This is a genomic window from Streptomyces sporangiiformans (assembly GCF_005768555.2).
GTDB classification, from domain to species: Bacteria; Actinomycetota; Actinomycetes; order Streptomycetales; family Streptomycetaceae; genus Streptomyces; species Streptomyces sporangiiformans.
In genome coordinates, this window is the sequence record NZ_VCHX02000176.1 from 36,029 (window position 1) to 54,279 (window position 18,251).

The 18,251-nt window shown below is 65.0% G+C and carries 16 protein-coding genes; 8 read left to right on the forward strand and 8 right to left on the reverse strand.

Annotated elements, in window-relative coordinates; translation table 11 throughout:
• Positions 1 to 6: 6 nt before the first annotated feature.
• A complete protein-coding gene (locus FGD71_RS31195; RefSeq protein ID WP_119103900.1) occupies positions 7 to 840 on the reverse strand; it encodes a class E sortase in 834 nt (277 codons plus the stop codon).
• A gap of 206 nt (positions 841 to 1,046) precedes the next feature.
• On the opposite strand from FGD71_RS31195, the gene FGD71_RS31200 reads away from it, so the two are divergent.
• From FGD71_RS31200 to FGD71_RS49755, 3 genes are all read left to right on the forward strand, one after another.
• Positions 1,047 to 2,063 (forward strand): SEC-C domain-containing protein, encoded by a 1,017-nt coding sequence (locus FGD71_RS31200; protein WP_119103901.1) that lies wholly within the window; start codon positions 1,047 to 1,049, stop codon positions 2,061 to 2,063.
• A gap of 78 nt (positions 2,064 to 2,141) precedes the next feature.
• Positions 2,142 to 2,543 carry a hypothetical protein gene (locus tag FGD71_RS31205; protein ID WP_119103902.1) on the forward strand — a complete coding sequence of 134 codons (402 nt, stop codon included), beginning with the start codon at positions 2,142 to 2,144 and terminating at the stop codon, positions 2,541 to 2,543.
• A 75-nt stretch (positions 2,544 to 2,618) separates the two neighbouring features.
• Complete coding sequence (locus tag FGD71_RS49755) at positions 2,619 to 2,750, forward strand: hypothetical protein (RefSeq protein ID WP_276147168.1); 132 nt, start codon at positions 2,619 to 2,621, stop codon at positions 2,748 to 2,750.
• 7 nt (positions 2,751 to 2,757) lie between these two features.
• Here the strand turns inward: FGD71_RS49755 and FGD71_RS31210 are convergent, their stop codons facing one another.
• On the reverse strand, positions 2,758 to 3,522 hold the full coding sequence (locus tag FGD71_RS31210) for a hypothetical protein (RefSeq protein ID WP_140935984.1): 765 nt from the start codon (positions 3,520 to 3,522) through the stop codon (positions 2,758 to 2,760).
• A gap of 920 nt (positions 3,523 to 4,442) precedes the next feature.
• On the opposite strand from FGD71_RS31210, the gene FGD71_RS31215 reads away from it, so the two are divergent.
• Positions 4,443 to 5,579 carry an SRA domain-containing endonuclease gene (locus FGD71_RS31215; RefSeq protein ID WP_140935985.1) on the forward strand — a complete coding sequence of 379 codons (1,137 nt, stop codon included), beginning with the start codon at positions 4,443 to 4,445 and terminating at the stop codon, positions 5,577 to 5,579.
• Here FGD71_RS31215 and FGD71_RS31220 read toward each other — a convergent pair.
• Positions 5,557 to 6,402 (reverse strand): DUF6602 domain-containing protein, encoded by an 846-nt coding sequence (locus tag FGD71_RS31220; protein ID WP_140935986.1) that lies wholly within the window; start codon positions 6,400 to 6,402, stop codon positions 5,557 to 5,559. The genes FGD71_RS31215 and FGD71_RS31220 overlap by 23 nt on opposite strands.
• A gap of 202 nt (positions 6,403 to 6,604) precedes the next feature.
• Here FGD71_RS31220 and FGD71_RS31225 point away from each other — a divergent pair, with 202 nt between their 5' ends.
• Positions 6,605 to 9,766 carry a DEAD/DEAH box helicase gene (locus FGD71_RS31225; RefSeq protein ID WP_119103904.1) on the forward strand — a complete coding sequence of 1,054 codons (3,162 nt, stop codon included), beginning with the start codon at positions 6,605 to 6,607 and terminating at the stop codon, positions 9,764 to 9,766.
• A 2-nt stretch (positions 9,767 to 9,768) separates the two neighbouring features.
• Here FGD71_RS31225 and FGD71_RS31230 read toward each other — a convergent pair whose 3' ends face one another.
• Positions 9,769 to 10,431: an ATP-binding protein gene (locus FGD71_RS31230; RefSeq protein ID WP_119103905.1), complete on the reverse strand. Its 663-nt coding sequence runs from the start codon at positions 10,429 to 10,431 to the stop codon at positions 9,769 to 9,771.
• A gap of 212 nt (positions 10,432 to 10,643) precedes the next feature.
• Here FGD71_RS31230 and FGD71_RS31235 point away from each other — a divergent pair, with 212 nt between their 5' ends.
• Complete coding sequence (locus FGD71_RS31235) at positions 10,644 to 11,489, forward strand: helix-turn-helix domain-containing protein (RefSeq protein WP_119103906.1); 846 nt, start codon at positions 10,644 to 10,646, stop codon at positions 11,487 to 11,489.
• Positions 11,489 to 11,698, forward strand: coding sequence for a DUF397 domain-containing protein (locus FGD71_RS31240; RefSeq protein WP_119103907.1), 210 nt, complete (start codon positions 11,489 to 11,491; stop codon positions 11,696 to 11,698). Before FGD71_RS31235 ends, FGD71_RS31240 begins: the two co-directional genes overlap by 1 nt.
• Positions 11,699 to 11,980: 282 nt before the next feature.
• On the opposite strand, the gene FGD71_RS31245 is transcribed toward FGD71_RS31240, so the two are convergent.
• The 4 genes from FGD71_RS31245 to FGD71_RS31260 form a co-directional block, all read right to left on the reverse strand.
• Complete coding sequence (locus FGD71_RS31245) at positions 11,981 to 12,262, reverse strand: hypothetical protein (RefSeq protein ID WP_119103908.1); 282 nt, start codon at positions 12,260 to 12,262, stop codon at positions 11,981 to 11,983.
• Between the two features lie 64 nt (positions 12,263 to 12,326).
• A complete protein-coding gene (locus tag FGD71_RS31250; protein ID WP_240436856.1) occupies positions 12,327 to 12,668 on the reverse strand; it encodes a hypothetical protein in 342 nt (113 codons plus the stop codon).
• Positions 12,669 to 12,988: 320 nt separating this feature from the next.
• Positions 12,989 to 14,884, reverse strand: a complete 1,896-nt coding sequence (locus tag FGD71_RS31255; protein WP_119103909.1) for an RICIN domain-containing protein — start codon at positions 14,882 to 14,884, stop codon at positions 12,989 to 12,991.
• 450 nt (positions 14,885 to 15,334) lie between these two features.
• Positions 15,335 to 16,171, reverse strand: coding sequence for an MOSC domain-containing protein (locus FGD71_RS31260; RefSeq protein WP_119103910.1), 837 nt, complete (start codon positions 16,169 to 16,171; stop codon positions 15,335 to 15,337).
• A gap of 237 nt (positions 16,172 to 16,408) precedes the next feature.
• On the opposite strand from FGD71_RS31260, the gene FGD71_RS31265 reads away from it, so the two are divergent.
• Positions 16,409 to 17,968 (forward strand): sodium:solute symporter family protein, encoded by a 1,560-nt coding sequence (locus FGD71_RS31265; RefSeq protein ID WP_162931275.1) that lies wholly within the window; start codon positions 16,409 to 16,411, stop codon positions 17,966 to 17,968.
• Positions 17,969 to 18,251 lie beyond the last annotated feature (283 nt).

The window sequence follows — 18,251 nt, forward strand, 5'->3', positions numbered from 1 at the left end:
GTGACCCTAGCGGGGCCGCATGGACGCCAACTTCCCCCACACCACCAGGCGGTACTTGGAGGTGTACTCCGGAGTGCAGGTGGTGAGGGTGATGTAGTAGCCGGGGTCGGTGTAGCCGTACCGCGGGTGGACGGTGCTGCGGGGTATGCCGCGGATCACCCCGCCGTCCCGGGGTGAGGTCTGCGCGAGCGTCGTGTCGACGACGTACGTGTAAGTGGCCGTGCTGGTCTCGACCTTGAGCCGGTCGCCCCTCCGAAGCCGGTCGATATGGCGGAAGGGTTCACCGTGGGCGTTCCGGTGTCCGGCGAGCGCGACGTTGCCGGCCCGGCCCGGCTGGGCGGTGTCCGGGTAGTGGCCGACGTACCCCTTGTTGAGAACGTTCGGCTTGCTGATCCCCTCCGCGACGGGGACGCGGAGCCCGAGACGGGGGACGGTGAGGATGGCGTAGGCCTGGTCCCAGCGCGGTGGCGTGGCGGGGGCGGAAGCGGTGGCGGGGTCGGGGCCGGCGCCGGAGCTCTGGGCCCGACGGAAGGAGCCGCCGGAACCACCGGACCCACCGGACCCACCGGACCCACCGGAGCCACCGGAGCCACCGGAATCACCAGAACCACCGCCCGAATCGGCGAGGCCGCCGCTACCGCCGTCCCACTCCCTCTCCAGGGCCTGGACCTTCCGTTCGGCCCCCTCCCGCGCCTGCCGGTTGGTCCACCAGAGCTGATGGACGACGAGGAGCATGAGGACGAGGCCGAGGGTGACGAGGAGTTCGGCACCGGTCCAGACGGCGCGCGCGTAACGGGCACGCCGCCGCCGGTCCCGCTGACTGGTGACGGGAACCCGCATACGTACGCCTCCTGCCGCCGTCGAACGCCTCCCTGCCCGGTCCCTGGCTAGGCCCATGACCCGGCCTCGCGGGCGCACGATAAGGGCTGCCCCCACAACTCACCAGGCCCATGTACTCAGCCGTGCAGTATGCGGCCTCCGGCCGGGGCAGCCGTCGGCCAGAGTCGCCCTCACTCCGGGAAGGGAACGGCAGTACGGTGTCACCCATGCGCCCCGACACGTCTGCCGAACACGTCGACCACAACGCCGAAGCAGCACGCCTGGAGCGGACCGCCGGCCTCTATCCCGAAGACGCCGAACACCTGCTGCTGCAGGCCGCGGCCCACCTGGAACTGGCCGACGACCGCCCCCGGGCCTCGTCCCTCTACGACCGCCTGCTCGCCACCCCCTCCTCCCTGGAGAACCCGCTCCTGGTACGCGCCCTGAAGGCGGCCAACCTCTGGGAGTACGGCCACGAGGCGGAGGCCCGCGCGATCATCGACGGCGTCCGCGCCTCAGCTCCCCGCGACCCGGCCCCCTGGGTGATCGTGGCGGAGGCCCTGGAGGCCCACGACGAGTTGGAGGCGGCGCAAGAAACGTTCACGCAGGGCACGACCCTCCTGCTGACGGACGTGACGGACCCCCCGTACGCCACACACCCCCTGCTCTTCGGCCGCCACCGCGTCCGCCGCATGCTGGGCATGCCGCACGACGACTGGGACGCCCGCGCGGACACCCTCCACAAGGCCCCGGTGTCCCTGGACGAGCTCCACGACCCCAAGCGGGTATGGGCCCTCGGCTCCGACAATCCAGCGGAACTCCAGGCGGAGATCGCCCGCCTCCAGTCGGAACTGACGACGGCCCGCGAGGCCCTGTCCCGCCCCTTCCCGGTGGCGGTCCTGCACTGGCCGGCCGACGAACTGACCGAACTCATCGCCGCGTACCCCTCCCTGGAGTCGGAGTACCCGTCCCACGAGCAGCACCTGGCGACGATAGAAGCCTCACTGCGAGAGCTCGCGGCCTCCGGCACGGGCAACCTGGGCATAGTCCCGGGCACGGTCCCGTCGTACGAGGCCTTCGCGGCATCGGAACTCGCGTCACCCGCGGACGCGAGCCTGCTCCCCCAGTACGCGACCACCCTCGCGGCCCGCGGCCGAGCGGTCCCGTGGCCGCCCGAGCAGGGGACGGCATGCTGGTGCGGGTCGGGCCGGACGTACGGGGAGTGCCACGGGGACGCCGGCTGACGGGGAGGAGCTCGAGAACGGCCAAGCCTGGCTCGGCACTCGTTGGGCATGTGAACGGCGCTGCTAGATTCGTCCGCCATGCGCTCACGTGAGTTCGACCTCGACTTTCGCGACCGAGCCAGTCGAATACGCAGCTGGGGTATCGGCCTGTTGTCCCTCGCGGCGCTCCTGTGGACCTGGTGTTTCCTGTTGCTGCTCACGCCGTACGAGGTCGACGAGGAGCCCGACGACCGTTACCCCCAGGAGTGCGAATCACGGTTGCTCACCGAGCGCGGTACGGCCAACGATGGCCTGCAAAGGGGTGCTTGGTGTGAGAACGAACGTGACTGGCCCGAGGCCCTGGCCGTGCTCGGGCTGTCCGTGCCGGTATCGGTCGCCGGCGTGGCACTCTTCACGAGCGGCAGCCTGAGCCGCCGGATGAGCGCCCACGCCGAGGCAATGCGCGAGCTGGACAGGCTTGCCGACGCACGGAAGAACTAGTGGCGTGTCGCGCTTCCTCGGCCGGGTAATCGACGTGTTGCCCGGTGGTCAGCAGACTGTCTCCAGGACCTGATCTTGGAGGTGGAGCAGAGCGCCGCCATCGGCACCTACATCCGCTGGCGCAATACCCGCGCCGAGCCCAAGACCGACTTCGCGCCCGACTCACCGATCCGTCAGTGGACCGAATACCCGGCCAAAGCCGCGTGACAAGCCACTAGTCCTGCGGAGCGTGCCCTTGCGGCTCTTGCGGCGGCCAGGTCTGTCCGGCCGGTTCCTGTCCTGGCAACGGGGGTGCAAAAGGAGCCTGTCCGGGCAAGTGCGGTCCCGCCGTGATATTTCCGGCGTGGGCTCCCTGCCCGGTCGGGACCCGACCCCCGCCACTGCTGACGATCCGCCGCAGACCCGCGCCGTACCGCAGCCACACCACCCCGATGACGATCGGGAACGCCAGACCGCACACGACCTGAGCAATGGCGAGCGCGATCCCGGCCGCCCCGTACTCGTCGAGGTCGGGCTCGAAGGCGACGACGGGCACCCCGAGGAGGCCGACGGCAGGCGTCACGGCATGCCACTGCCACGCTTTGGGCGCGATGTGCCGGGCGGCACGGGCCTGCTGGAAGTGGCCGTAACTGTAAGCCAGCCAGGCGGTGGCCAGCCCGCCGACGGTGAGCTGTGTCGTCTCGTCCGACCAGGTCTCCCACCGACCGAACGCAAGCATCCCGGTCGCGGCCGAGGTGAACTGCAGCAGCCCGCCCGACATAAAGGCCCGCGCCGCCTTCGGCCCTTCGACAAGCGCGAGCGCCCGCCCCATGGCCAGCGAGAACAGCGCGTTGACCAGGGCGGCCCCACCGATCACGACGACGGTACCGATGAAGAAGGTCAACTTCTGCTCGGCGGTCACCGTCGCGATCCCGTCGCCGATGATGGCCGCGATGGCAGGCAGCAGGAGCAGCCACAACACGCCGTTGACAGTCACCAACCACGGCAGCGAACCAAGCCCACGGCCCAGTGGCGTGGGCGGTGTCGCCGAAACGGGTGGCTGCGTTACGGGTCCGCCTCCGTTGAACTCCATGTGCGTCCGCCTTCCCCCGGGGCGGCTCGCCCGCCCGTCGCCCGCGTCATCGTAGGCCCAACGTGCGCTGTGGACCCGCCCGGGCGGCACGCCGCTGGGCCTTGCGCCCCGCGCTGTGCCTTCCTCGGCACTGAGGACGCGCAGGCGGCAGGCGAGCGGGTCGCCGGAGATCCGCGTGGTGTGTGCTGACCGCCGAACAGCACGTCGATTACTCGGTCGAGGAACCGCGACAAGCCACTAGGCAGCTTCTGGTGGAACTCCTTCAGAAGCCCCCCGGCCCGTACGGCCGACTGCTACAGACCACGCATGGTGAAGGCACTCAAAGGGCGAGGCCACGATGCCCGATCGATGTCAGGGCCACGACCCCCGCCACTTCCAGAACGAAGGCGAGCGCCTCGGCGACCCAGGCGAACGGGGCGGGGGTCGTCATGGTGCGTGGCCTCCCGTGGCTGTACTCGCGCGGTGTCTCTGCCCAATGGGGACTTGTTCGACACAGGCGTACGGGTCGTCAGGGCCCTGGCAGCGGCAGACTGGGCAGCTCCGGCTGCCGCAGGTACTGACCGCCGTCGTCAATGTGCAGGGTGAAGGTCTCCGCCCCTGGCCGGTCGGCCGAGTCATAGGCATCAATGAGGCACTCGGCCAGCGTCAGGTAAGGGTGGCGGCGGAGCCAGTGACCACGTCGGCGATGGCTTGGGCGATGCCGTGGGCGCGAACCTGCTCCCGCTGGCGGAGGCGAAACAGCAACCACCCCCCGTAACTTGGCGCAAGGTACCCCCTCTGCTGCGCTTCCTCCTTGCGGAGCCTCAGACCAGTGGCATGATCTATACATGACAAAGAAGGAGATAGTCATAGCCCCCGGGGACGTTGTCACAAGAGCCCAGATCCGTGAGGTGTTTGGAGGCAGTGCACAGGGAGGGATTTGCCCCTCCGTTGAAATGCAGAGCGTGAACCTATTTTCCGACCCCTCCGTGGGCGAGAAGTTAGGTTACTACGATGGGTGGCTTGCCGAAGATGACGACCTGGGCCCGGTCTTCGAATACACCGGGGCCGGGATGTCAGGGAACCAGACTTTTGAAGGGGTCGCAGGAGCTGGGAATAGGGCGATCCTGAAGCACGCCGAGCAAGGTCGCGCACTGAGGACATTTACGCAAGTTGGTAAAGTGCCCGGGAGTGGCACAAAGACCCATAAATATCTTGGCGAATTCTCACTCGATCGACTACAGCCCTACGCTTGGCGCCAAATACATGGCGCCGACGGCCGCGATCGAAATGTGGTGGTTTTCCGACTGAGGCCGGATGGTGAGGTACAGCGTTCCGAAAAAGATATAATCCCGCCGGCAGAGGAAACCACCGCAGAGCTTGTGCCCTTTACCGTGGTCACAGCGGCGATGCTCCAATCCGCTCCCGCAACAGGTGGTGCATTGTCGCAGCCAAAGCAAAGAAGGAAGAAGCCAAGCTCGCGAAGTAAGCCTGTCAATGCCGCAACCAGCGGAACATTTGTTGTACCAGAATCTTTTAACACGAGAATGAGCCTTCGGTCCGCCACGGCATCTTTTATCGCTGTGCGGCGCGAAGCAGAATTAACCCAGGCATACAAGGATTACCTTGAGTCCCTAGGGCACACGGTTGGTGCTTTCCAAATAAAAGTCAGAGGCTTGAGCTCGACGCTTCGAACTGACCTGTATGACGCGACAGATCACATACTTTACGAAGTCAAAGGTGCGAGCGCCCGCGAGGACGTGAGAATGGCCCTCGGGCAACTTCTGGACTACAGCCGGTATGTGAGCACAGAAGCACATCCCGGGTCCCCCAAGCGGATCATCCTCCTACCTTCCGCACCTGACACAGATATGTACGACCTTTGCGAGAGGTACGAGGTCGGGTTAATCCATCGTTCAGAGAGCGGAAAGTTTACTGTCGGCTCAAATCCCCTGGAGGGCTCTAAGGTTTGTCCAGCGCCTTAGCCTGATGCTTGGCTTGACCCATTGGCCAACGGCGGACGGATGTACCCAAAGGCGTAGCATCCGAGTAAGGCACAAGGTCTAGAGGGTTCATCCATGCGTCCGAGAAGTGAATATTAAGGTGTAGCGCAAGGGGCAGCAAGATATCCTGGTTGGGTATTGCGTCGATCTGCAGAAGCGACGCCCCTGGCTCGGGAGACCTATCAATATATCCGTTTACCGGGCTCTGCCATTGCAGCTGCCCCTTGCCAAGCACCCAGACGCTATCTGGCCATTCAACGAGATCTCGACTGCTGCACCATTTCGCGAGGTGCCCACCGACGGTCTCCAGCTTTAGACTGTCAAAGGCAATAATGATCCCAGATGTCGGGAAGAAGTCGTGAGCCTTCCCGTATGCCGAGGTAGATCTCGGAATTAATCCAGGTGTGGGGCGATAAGAGTTTTTCGGCAGCTGTCGCAACTTACTGATCTTATTGCATGCGTCTGCGAGTTGGTCGCCGTCCAGCTTGGTCTTCACCTCAATCACCCCATATACACACTCATTCGGGATGATCCGGTAACCACTCAAGGTAGTGAAGGAGGGCGTTCCACGGTCAATGAGTACGATGTCACACTGGGGGGAAGTTTCTCCGGTCGCAGTCACGATTTCCGCGTTGTGTACTGCTTCAACATGAGGCGGTAGATATCCCGCTAGGAAGTCGCGAATAATTAATTCGCGCGACGTACCCGCCTCGCCGTTGTGATTGAAGGTCTTGGATTGCTCAAAGTCGGCTCGCATTCTCTTTGCAACTGAGCTGAGAATCTTGCCGAGCTTCTCCTGAGTCATGCCAATATCGTAGGTCATCTGGCGTAGCGCCGTGTCAGAACTGCTGCTGACGTTCCCGAAACAACCAGCGCTCAGCAGACAGCGCGCCCACCCTGCGCGTACATCATGAAGGCGCCCTACCGGCTCAGTCGCTCCGTGGCTAGGTGTCAGTGGCCTCTGTTAGACATGGCACAGCCGCCTGAGCGACCAAGGGAGCCACTGCGTGTCCGAGCCGACGGATGTGTCACAACCTGTCACGGGCTTGTACGAGCAGCTCATCACGCTGCGCTTCGAGCAGCAGCTCAAGGAGCTCACCGATCAGGGCTGGCATCCGATCAGCAACGCGGTAGGGGACGAATCCGTTCCGCACGTACTGACTGGCCATGTCGCTAACACAGTGAAGCGGGTGCTGCAGGGCCTGCCGGCCGAGGAGCGGGTGTACGCCGCGAATCACATCCTCGAGTCCATCAGTACGCTCGATGGAGCACGTGAGTGGGTGGATCTCGTGGCCGCAGGGCCTCGTCAACTCCTCGCTCTCACAAGGAACGAGGCGCCTGGTGTCTTCTCGGTCCGTCCAGTCACCCCACTCTCCGATACGGCTCTGATCACCAACTCGCCGGAAGATCCCAGCCTCGGCTTCGAGCTTCGCGCCGAGCTCGCCACGGCCGACCGCGTGGATTTGCTCTGCGCCTTCGTCAAGTGGCATGGACTGCGGATCATCGAACAGTCCCTGAGAGCCGCTCATGAGCGAGGCGTCCCCATACGCGTCATCACTACGACCTACATCGGTGCAACAGAACGGCGGGCGCTCGACCGACTGGTGCAGGAGTACAACGCTAAGGTCAAGGTCAACTACGAGACCCGGACGACACGTCTCCATGCCAAAGCCTGGCTCTTCCGCCGTAACAGCGGATACGACACGGCATACGTCGGCAGCTCCAACCTCTCCAAGGCCGCGTTGCTCGACGGCTTGGAGTGGAACGTCAGGCTGTCGTCCGTAGCCACGCCTGACGTGCTGCGGAAGTTCGATGCGACCTTCGATGCGTACTGGAACGATCCGTCATTCGAGACGTACGACCCTGACACCGACGGCACCCGGCTTCAGGAGGCGTTGGCCATTGCGGGCGGGACGTCGTCCATCACAGCCGCCGATCGCAGGATCAGCCTGTCCGGTCTTGAGGTACGTCCGTACCCGCACCAGCGCGACATGCTTGAACGGCTGGAAGTGGAGCGCGAGATCCATGACCAGCACCGGAATCTCCTGGTTGCGGCGACGGGGACCGGGAAGACCGTGATGGCTGCACTTGACTACAAGCATCTACGCAAGAAGCACGGCCGCGATCTACGACTCCTATTCGTCGCACACCGCAAAGAGATCCTTCAGCAGTCAATGCGGACCTACCAAGACATCCTGGTAGATGCGAACTTCGGAGAGGCGCTCTACAGCGGAGAGATTCCGGAGCGCTGGACCCATGTCTTTGCCAGCGTGCAGTCGCTCAACGCTCGGGCGCTGGATCGGCTCGACGCCAATCATTTCGACGTGATCGTGATCGACGAGTTCCACCACGGTACGTCACCAACGTACCGAAAGATCGTCGAGCACTTCCGACCGCTGGAACTACTAGGGCTGACGGCAACACCTGAGCGTATGGACGGCCGGAATATCCAGGACGAATTCTTCGACGGCCGCATCGCTGCCGAGCTGCGTCTGTGGGAGGCGCTGGAGAACGAACTACTCAGCCCCTTCCACTACTTCGGGATTAGCGACAACACCGACTTGAGCGCGGTGGAGTGGAAGCGCGGAGCCTACGACGAGACCGCCCTGAGTAACCTGCTGACCGGCAACGACGCGTGGGCGCGGCTCATTGTGAAGGCCGTGAATGAGAAGGTCGTTGAGCCGGGCGCAATGCGAGCGCTGGGCTTCTGTGTCTCGGTGGCGCACGCCCACTTCATGGCCAGGTACTTTCGCGCCGCTGGCCTGAAAGCCCTCGCCCTCTCGGGAGAGACTCGGGCCGAGGAGCGTAGGCAAGCCCTCGCTGATCTCAAATCCGGTGCTCTGCAAGTGATCTTCTCTGTAGACCTCTTCAACGAGGGACTCGACATCCCCGACGTAGACACCCTGCTTCTGCTGCGTCCAACGTCCAGCGCAACCGTGTTCCTCCAACAACTCGGTCGAGGTCTACGCCGGAGCGAGAACAAAGCGGTGCTCACCGTGCTCGACTTCATCGGCCAGCACCGCAAGGAGTTCCGCTTCGAGAACCAGTTCCGGGTCTTGACGAACCTCACCCGCAAGCGGCTCCTGGACAACATCGAGCATGACTTCCCGCAGCTTCCGTCCGGCTGCCAGATCATGCTTGAGGAGAAGGCAAAGAAGACCGTCATCGACAACATCAAGGACCAGATCGGCGTCAACGTCACCGCACTAGCCCGCGAGGTTGCGGCCTATGCCGAACCTAAGCTGAGCTCCTACCTCTATGAGAGCGGTCGGGAGCTGAAGGAGCTGTACCGCGGCAACGGCAACTCCTGGACAGGATTGCTACGACGTGCGGGGCTCCTCAAGGGTGAGCCACCGGAGGGTGAGGCTGCCCTCCTCAAGCGTGTGCCGGCCTTCCTCCATGTCGACGATCCGCTGCGGGTCGAGGCGTACACACGCATGTTGGAGGACGACGCCCCCTCCTACGTTGACCTCGATGAACGGGGACAGGCGTATGCCCGGATGCTCTTCTTCCAGTTCTGGCCACTAGGAGGCAGTACCCGCAAGGGTTTCAAGGATTACGACGCTGGGTTCGCAACACTCCGCAATCAGGACGCCGTACGCAGCGAGGTTCGCCAGATGCTCGAGTACAACCTCGCCCATACTGAGCACATCCCGATCCCTCTGTCAGGAATGGGCGGCCATACCGGTTTCCCGTTGACTGTCCACGCCTCCTACAGCAGAGAGGAGATCCTCCCTGCGCTCGGCCAGTCGTACATCGGCGGCTTCATGCCGGGCGACTTCCGTGAGGGCGTGAGGTGGTGCGAATCAGTGAAGACCGATGCTCTACTGATCACTCTGAACAAGGACGAGAAGGACTTCTCCCCGCAAACTCGATACCACGACTACGCCTTGAGCGAGTCCCTCTTCCACTGGGAGTCCCAGAACCAGACATCGGAGAGGTCCGCCACCGGCCTGCGCTACCAGCGTCATGCAGCTGAGGGAAGCCACATCCTGGTCTTCGTTCGCCGCTTCAAGAACACCGACATCGGTGGAGCCCAACCGTGGATGCTGCTCGGCCCGGCCGAGTATGTCGAGCACAAGGGGAGCAACCCGATGGCGATTACGTGGAAGCTGGCACACGAAATCCCGGCAGACGTGTGGACGTACTCCGCTATCGCTGCTGGGTGAACTCACTCCCCCTGCCGTGCCAGCTCCACCTCCGCTTCGAAGTGCATCTGAGCGCGATCGATGGCTTCATCAACATCAAGGCCATGGGCATGCAGCCAATGCAGAAGGTCTGCGATCACGTCGATCGCGGCTTCCTCTGCGATGGCCACACTCAGCGGGTTCGGAGCTGTAGTGCAGGGAAGTCGCGCCGCTTGATAGAGCCCGAGCACGGCTTCGGCTCTCGTCACGCGCGCACCGCCGCTATGACCGTCCGCGGTAGCCAGCCCTGTTTCTAGTTCGCACCAGGTCACTTTGCGGTCGGCGAGGAGTTGGACACCCCATCGGTCGGCGAGGGCATCGATGAGGGTCATTCCGCGACCGGCCTCGGAGTCGCAGTTGGCGGAAACGAGGGTGGGGAGTGCGCGCGTGTCAGGGTCGTGGACTTCGATACGTAGGTGCGTGCCACTCATCGAGACGGCGAGCGTAGTTGGGGTTCCGATGCCCACGTGAGTGATGACGTTGGATGTCAACTCGCTGACGCAGAGTTGGGCTGCGTCGATGAGCTCATGCAAGCCCCACAGGCCCAAGTGCAGCCGCACGGTTCGGCGTAGGCCCGCGACCTCCTTGGGCTCGGCCAAGAAGGAGAGGTCCCAGGGCTTCCTCAGCACGCCCGCGATGCAGTCCATCCTTCAACTCCTCTGATGTCACTCGAGTTCGTCGAGTTGCGGTACGCAATCGACCACACACCTAGAGTTGCAGTGGAACTCTCAAAATGGAACTCTCATTTTGAGGGGAACGAGAGTGCGTCTGCGTACCGCGCGCCCCCGGCGCGCACCACCTTGCCGTTGTGGTTAAGCAAGCCGCACGATCTGACAGATCCACATGAAGGGCTTGGGACATGGCAGTCGGACCTACTACTCGTAGGCGCCAGTTGGGCGCCGACCTGCGCCGCCTCCGCGAGCTCAAAGGCCTCACCCTGGAGGAAGCAGGCACACGCGTCGGCATCTCGAAGGCGACGCTGAGCCGGTACGAGACCAAGGAAGGCTCGGTCAAGTGGCCTGCCGTGGATGCCCTTTGTCGTGAGTACGACGCCTCGAACGAGGAACGCCTTGCCCTGGTTGAGTTGGCGAAGGGCGCGAAAATTCAAGGCTGGTGGCGGTCACTCGCCGACCCCATCCCTGAGTCAATGAACCTCATGCTCACGCTGGAAGACGAGGTGGTACGGGAGGACCACTACGCCTGCATGTACATCCCGGGGCTCCTCCAAACCCGTGCCTACGCCGAGGCGGTTCACCGAGCCTCGGAAATGCGGTGCCCCGAGAGGGAGGTGCAGCACATGGTCGACATCCGCATGAGGCGACAGGAACTCCTCCAGCGGGAGGAGCCACCGCACATCTGGTGCGTAATTGACGAGGCAGCGATCCGACGCACAGTTGGCGGACCAGAGGTCATGCGTGAACAGCTTCGGCACCTACTGACCGTCTCAGAGCTGCCCCATGTGACCGTACAAACCCTTCCTTTCTCAACCGGGGCTCATGCGGCGGCAGTTGGGAGCTTCGTCGTCCTGGGAGGTGAGACTCCCGAACTGGATGTCGTGTACGTGGACATCCTCGGGGGTGGGCTCTTCATGGAGAAGCCCGAAGAACTGGAGCGTTATAGGTTGGCGTTCCAATACCTTCGCGCACAGGCACTCGACCTCGAGTCCTCCGCGGCGCTGATCCATCGCATAAGCCAGGAGTCGTGATGGCCGTACGGTCCGAGCCCCACTGGTTCAAGTCCTCGTACAGCGGCGGCAGCGGCACCGAGTGCGTCGAGTGTGCCCACAGCGTGGACGGTGCGCTCGTACGTGATTCCAAGGTGAGCGGTGGGCCAGTCGTCGCCGTTCGGGTGCCGGCTTGGAGGGCTTTTGTACGGGGCTTGGCGGGCGGTGCTCTGGTCAGTGGGTCGTCCTGACCACGATCTTGCCGAACTGGGTGTGGGTTCCATGTGCTGATGCGCTTGGGCGATTCCACCGGCGGGAAGAGGCGGTCCACCACTATCCGGGCGGAAGGCTCCGCTGCGTAGGCCCACGGCGCCGACGGGTACAAGGGCACGCGAAGCCCCTGGTGAGCGTGGGTGGTCTTGGTTGAGAACCCGGCTACCAGGAGCTTCGTCGTTGAGTTTGGTCAGCCCTCAAATGGCCTGCCCCGTCAGCAGGTTGGTAACGCCGTCGGCTGACGTCAGGTGATCGGCGCGTCAGGCCTCTTCCCAGTTCACGCTGGCGACACCCGAGCTCCAGTACGCGCAGGTGGCTTTGGAGGTGTTTGTTGCACCGGGGGTGAGCGTTTTCCACTCCCCGTACTCGTCCCTGGACCAGCCGCAGGTCACCACGGCGCGGAAGGCGATCGTGCGGTTGGTGTTGTTCCGGCAGCCGACGGTGCCGGTCAGGCCCTCGGCACTGGTGAGACCCGTCAGCTCCTTGGCGGCGGCGTCCGGTGACGCCTGCGCTGCGCCCGCGCTCGGCGCCGACTCGGTCATCGAGAGGGCCGGACGCCGGACGTCGCCGCACCGGCGGCCAGTGTCTTCTTCAGGCTCATGATGTTCAGCCCTCCTCCCAGTTCACGCTGCCCACGCCCGTGCTGAGTTCCGGGCAGATGCCCGAGGAGGTGCCCCACGTTCCCGGGGGGAGTGTCAACCAGGCGCCGGCCGCGTCCAGCCCCATGCCGCAGACGACGGTCGAGCGGAAGGCGATGGTGCGGTTGGTGTTGTTCGTGCAGTTCGCGGTGCCCGTCCGGCCGTCGGGCGTGTACGTCGTGCAGGTGAGGACCTTGGCGGCGGCGTCCGGCGACGCCTCTGCCGCCGTGGCGCTCGGCGCCATGGCGACCATGGACAGTGCTGCCGCGGACGTCGCGGCACCGGCGGCCACGATGGTTTTCAGGGTCACGAATCGCTCCGAGTCAGTGCTCGTGGTGTCCCTAACGGGACCTTGCGCCTGGAACACGTGCGGGGTCGGGAGCCTGTATGACACATTCCTGCTGTGATGGGCGTCACTCGCTGGAAAGAGCTCAGTGTGGGTGGGTGCGTGGGTTTTGGTGGGCCTGGTGGTTGGTGAGCGCCGTGGGGGGCCGCCCGCTTCTTCGCCCGTGTCGTGCTTCCATGGCCCGAGTGAAAGGGCTCCAAGGAGCTCCCCGGCACGAGTTGTAAGAGAGCGGGCGGCCCGGTGTGATGCGGGACATCGGAACGGTTGACCAGGTGCGGGTACCGCTACGCCACCATCCAGCGCTGGTTCTCACCGCCGTGCCAAGTCCATTGAATGACGGATACTGCGTCATTCAGGGATCCCCCCTGCACATCGAGGACTTTGCCCGAGTGCCTGGCGATGATCTTGGAGAATCCGTCCGACTGGCGCTCGATCCTGAACTGCTGGTGCTCCCGGCCGTTCCAATCCCACTGCACGAGCTTCGCTCCGTCGGCTTTGGAACCCTCGGTAACGTCGAGCACCTTGCCGGAGTGCAGTGCCACCAGCCGCACGTATCCGTCTTCCAACGGCTGGATCATGAACCGCTGGTTGTCCCCGCCGGTGCCCGGGTATTGGATGATCTGAGCTCCGTTCGCCGTGCTGCTCTGGAAGACATCGAGCATCTTTCCCGAATGGTGCGCCATGATCGGCAGCGCGCGGAACGTCCAGATCTGGCTGGACCGGGCAATGCTGGGGGCCTTCTGCACGATGTGCTGGCCGCGGACGAGGGGTGGCCCGCCGACATCGAGCACCTTTTCGGAGTGAGACGCCGTCAGCGTGTAGGTGCCGGTGCTCGTCTCCAGGAGCTGGAACTGCTGGTGATCCCCGCCCACCCAGTCGGATTGCACGACCGGGGCGTTGTCCTCCATGGACGCGTCGAGGACAGTGAGTACCTTTCCCGAGTGCCTCGCCTCGATGCTCAGAGCGCCGCCACCGGCGGCACGCAGGATGAAGCGCTGGTTGTTCCCGGCCTGGTAGGGCCACTGGATGGCGTTCATCCCGTTCTGCAGGGACCCCTGAGCGATGTCGATGACGTGTTTGTTGCCCGGGTTGAGGGACATCAGCGGTCCCTCCACCTGCCAGCCGAGATGGCTTCGGGTGTACTCGCACAGGGCCAGGGCATCGAGCTTCATCACGCACTGCTTGCCGCCATGGAGAGCGTGATTCGCGCAGTTGCCGTTCGGGATTTTGAACCGGCCTGACAGTTCGCCGTAGTCGGCCCCCGCGAACGCGTACTCGTCCGGGCAGCCGAATATGTGCCCCGTCTCGTGCGCGATGAGTAAGTCGATGTTGTCGGGGCTGTAGGTGCCGCCTGTGGCATGGATCGCCGTGAAGGCGTCCTGCGGCTTCGCGTAGCCGTTCTTGTCTCCCTGCATGGGGTACTTGTGGACGAAGATGCAGTAGGCCCACCGCGTATCGAGACGGCGCTGCACCTCGTCCACGTAGGACAGGACTGAGGTGTGTCCCAGCTGTTCCAGAGTGGGCGTCAGCCAGAGGTTCTCCCTCTCTTGGCCGTCCCGTGTGGGGCTTTTCGGGACGTCGAGGGTGACCTTCGCGAAGGAGCCGGAGAACCGCGGTTTTGCGTCCGGGGGCGCTTCCTTCCTGAAGAATTCGCATGCCTCGATCGCCTCGACGCCGAACTTGCCCCACTCCTTGTCGGACACGGCAAGGTCACCCGGCCCGCTCACCACGACGAACCCGATGCCTACCGTTCCCTCCAGATACTCGTTGCGTGTCGCGGTCTCCGCGGCGGAGGGACGTCCGCTCTCCATTGGGCTGGTCGAGGCGATGCAGCCGCCCGCCCCCACGTTTTCGGCATCCAGAGTCCGGCGCTCCTTCGCCTCGCGAAACTCGTCGGACTCCCGCAGCCGTTGCGCTTCGACGACCAGCCGTTCGAAGGGCTCCAGATCGCGCAGTTCGGCTTCGGTGAAGCTGCTCGCCGAACGGATCCCGTCGCCCGTCAGCTCGTGTCCGGCACCGGGTTCCAGATGGACGATCCCCACCCGTCCGTACTGCTGGACGACCCGGCCCGCCTTCTCCGGCACTTCGAGTACCTCAGCCGCCCCCGGCTCGTGTGACTCCCTCGCCATCCCGTTTCCCGCGATGACGATGCCCGTGGTGATGTGCTGGCCGTCTGCCATGTCTTCGCCTCTCCGCCTCTGCGGCGGCCGCTACCGCTGCCGTCGTCCTTCGTTGGCCCGACGGGAGGCAGGCGTGCGCGACCAGGCCGACGGAAGATCGGTACGAGCGTGCGCACCTGTGCCGCGGGCGGCGCTCCCCCGGGCTGACCACGCCCTTACGATCCTCCCGCCCTCACCGCATGGCAACGCGATCGCATGCCTACTCCTGGTCATGCAGAAGAGGGATCGGCCCGAGTCGAACTGCATGACACGGCATCACACGACAGGCGGCAGGGGCGGGATGCGCGGCACGTCGCGTCGGCTCGGAGATGTCCGCCGACTACGCAGATCGGGCCCGGCCTCCAGCCACCGTCGGCGTACAACGGTCGGACCGACACACCCCGGAGCGGGCCCGATGTGTCGACGTCGACATCGATCTCCGACTCACCCCTTCGAGCCGCGGCGGCCGGGCTACACCTCCGGCTCGCCCCACAAGGTGACGTGCACCTCGTCGCCCACGGAGAGTTTGCCCGTGCGGAGCACGGCGTACTTCGTGCCGAAGGCCAGGCCGCCCTCGGCGGCTCGGCGGTAGGTGGCGAGGGTGCGGAGGGGTTCGGGGCCCACTTTGGTGCCGGCCTGCTGGTCGACCGTGGTGACGACGCAGCGGATGGCGAGCTTGGTGTAGCCGAGTTCCGTGTCGGCGACGGTGATCCCGCGAGCACGGTCCTCGGTGTGGGGGACGTCCCAGCCGCCGATGACGATGTTCGGGCGGAAGCGGTCCATGGGGAGGGCGGGCGCGCCGCGCTCGCTCAGCCGTTCGTTCAGCAGGTCCAGCGTGGACCGTGACAGGACATGGACGGCGGAGCTGTCGGCGTACCCGGAAGTGCCGGGAGTGCGACCGTCGGTGATGCGGTCGTGCTCGGGCGGTACCCGCACCAGGCGGCTCGGCTCGCCGAGAACCTCCGACAGCCATGCGGCGGCCTCGTCACCCTGGTCGATTCCCGTGAACGGCGCTCCGAACAGATCCACGTCGCGGCGAGGGCCCAGCGTGTCGACGTCGATGTCGATCTCCGACGAGTACGGGCGGCCGGAGGCCCGGAGGGTGAGCCGTTCGCCGTCGGCGCTGAGCCCAGGGTGGATCAGAGCCAGCCGCGGGTAGTGCCGCTGGGTGCGGTACACGCCGTCCTCACCGGTGACCATGAAAGTCCGGTCGTGGGCGAGACCTGCGGAGGTCAGCACCGCGTCGTGCGTCGAGACTCCGGCGCATCCCTTGATGGGGTAGTGCAACAGCTCCACGACCCTGGCCACGCGCTCCCCCTGCTTCCGCTGCTCCCCCAACGTTCCGCCACGCCGTTCGCCGTTCGCCGTACGCGACATGCGCACGCGACACGCGACACGCGACACGCGACACGCGAGCCAACTGTACGCATTGCACGATGACGGACGCCGATGTTCTTGCACTGCGTACAGGGACACGTGTCTGGTCCCGGCCATACGATCTGGGCTCCCACTCAGCAGGCATTGCACTACGAGGAGTGCGGCACAGTGGCGTCCCTGAACTGGCTCGACTGGTTGTTCATCAGCATCTACTTCTACTTCCTCATCGCGATTGGCATGCAGTCGGTCAACCGGGACAGCGCCGACGACTTCGCCGTCGCCGGCCGCAGGATCAGCGGTGGGGTGGTCTTCGCAAGCCTCGCCGCGTCCTTCATCGGGGGCGGGGCCGTCATGGGCACCGCGAGCAGCACCTTCAGCGATGGCTATGTGTTCCTGTTCGCGATCTGCGCCTTCTCCGTCCAGACGGTGCTCGTCGGTCAGTTCGTGGCACCGCGTCTGCGCCACTACCGAGGAGCACACACAGTTGGCGACGTGATGGAGACCCACTACGGGCCCGCCGCCCGGCTGTTGACCGGTCTGCTGTCCGTCACCGTCTGCGCCGGAATCCTCGGCGCTCAAGTGCTCGCCGTCGGCACGGTCTTCCATCTGCTGCTGGGCACCACGAAGCTGGTCGGCGTCCTCGTCGGGGTGGGATTCGTGCTGCTGTACGCCACCTTCGGCGGCATGTGGTCGGTCGTGAAGACCAACGTCGCCCAGTTCGTGATCTTCAGCATCTTTCTGCCCGTCATCCTGCTCTTCGAGGTGTCCCATGCGGGCGGCCCCGCGGCGCTGATGGCGAGCGTCCCCGAAAGTCATACGTCGTTGCTGGGCGGCTGGACTCCGCTGGCCTTCGTCGGGGTCTTCGCCTCGTTCCTGCTCGGTGAGACCCTGGTACAGCCGTACGCCCAGCGCGCCTTCGCCGCCAAGAACCCGTTGGCGTCCCGGAACGGCTTTCTGCTGGCCGGGATCTTCTCGGTCGGCTTCTACTTCGTCACCGCGTCCATCGGTCTGGTGGCGCGCGTCGTGTACCCGGACATCGAACCCGATCAGGCCCTGCCCACGGTCGTCTCCGAGCTACTGCCCGTGGGCATGAGCGGGCTCGTCCTGGCCGCCCTGTTCGCCGTGATCATGTCGACGGCGGACTCGTACCTCAACGCCACGGCGGTCTCCTTCGCCAAGGACATCTACGTCTCCTTCCTCCATCGCGGCGCCGGCGAGCGGCTGTTGCTGGTGGTGCAGCGTCTGGTCACGGTGGTGGTGGGAGTCGCAGCGGCGTTCTTCGCTCTCTCGGCACCGTCGATCATCGACGCGCTGCTGCTCGCCTACAACCTGTGGGCGCCCACCGTCGTCGCCCCGCTGATCCTCGGCGTGGTGTGGGGCTTCCGCAGCCACATCGCGGGGACGGCGGCGATCGTGGCGGGGGGCGGCGCCATGGCGATCTGGCGGTGGGAGCTGCATGAACCGTTCGGTATCACCGCGCTGATCGTCGGCGTGGCCGTCAACATCGTCGTCTACGCCCTCGCCTACGTCCTCGACCCGCGGGCTTATCGGCTTCACGCCCAGGCCGAGGCCGAGGCCGAGTTCGCGCGTACGGCGTCCGCGAACGGGGCCGGTGTCGGCCTCGGTTCCGGTCCCGGTCGCGGTCCCGGTCCCGGTCCCGGTTCCGGTTCCGGTTCCGGTCTGGGGTCCGGCCCCGGTCTCGGGTCCGGTCCCGGTCCATGGAGGTAACTGATCATGTACGTCCTGCTGTTCTACGGTGTTCCCCTGGCCGTCATGGCTGTGGCCCTGGTCGTCGCCGTCATCGGTCCCCGCTTCTACCTTCAGGAGTCGGAATAGGCGGGCGGCACCGCACACTCACGTACGGGCGTTTTCCGCTGGTGGGGCCCAGCCGCCGGCCGCGGTCGCCGGGGACCAGCTGCTCGGCACGGGGTGAGACCTGAAACGGCCGACTGTCGTCCGTGTGTCGGCGAGTTACTCTGCCGCTTGGTCCCGCTCCTGCTCGCCACGCTCG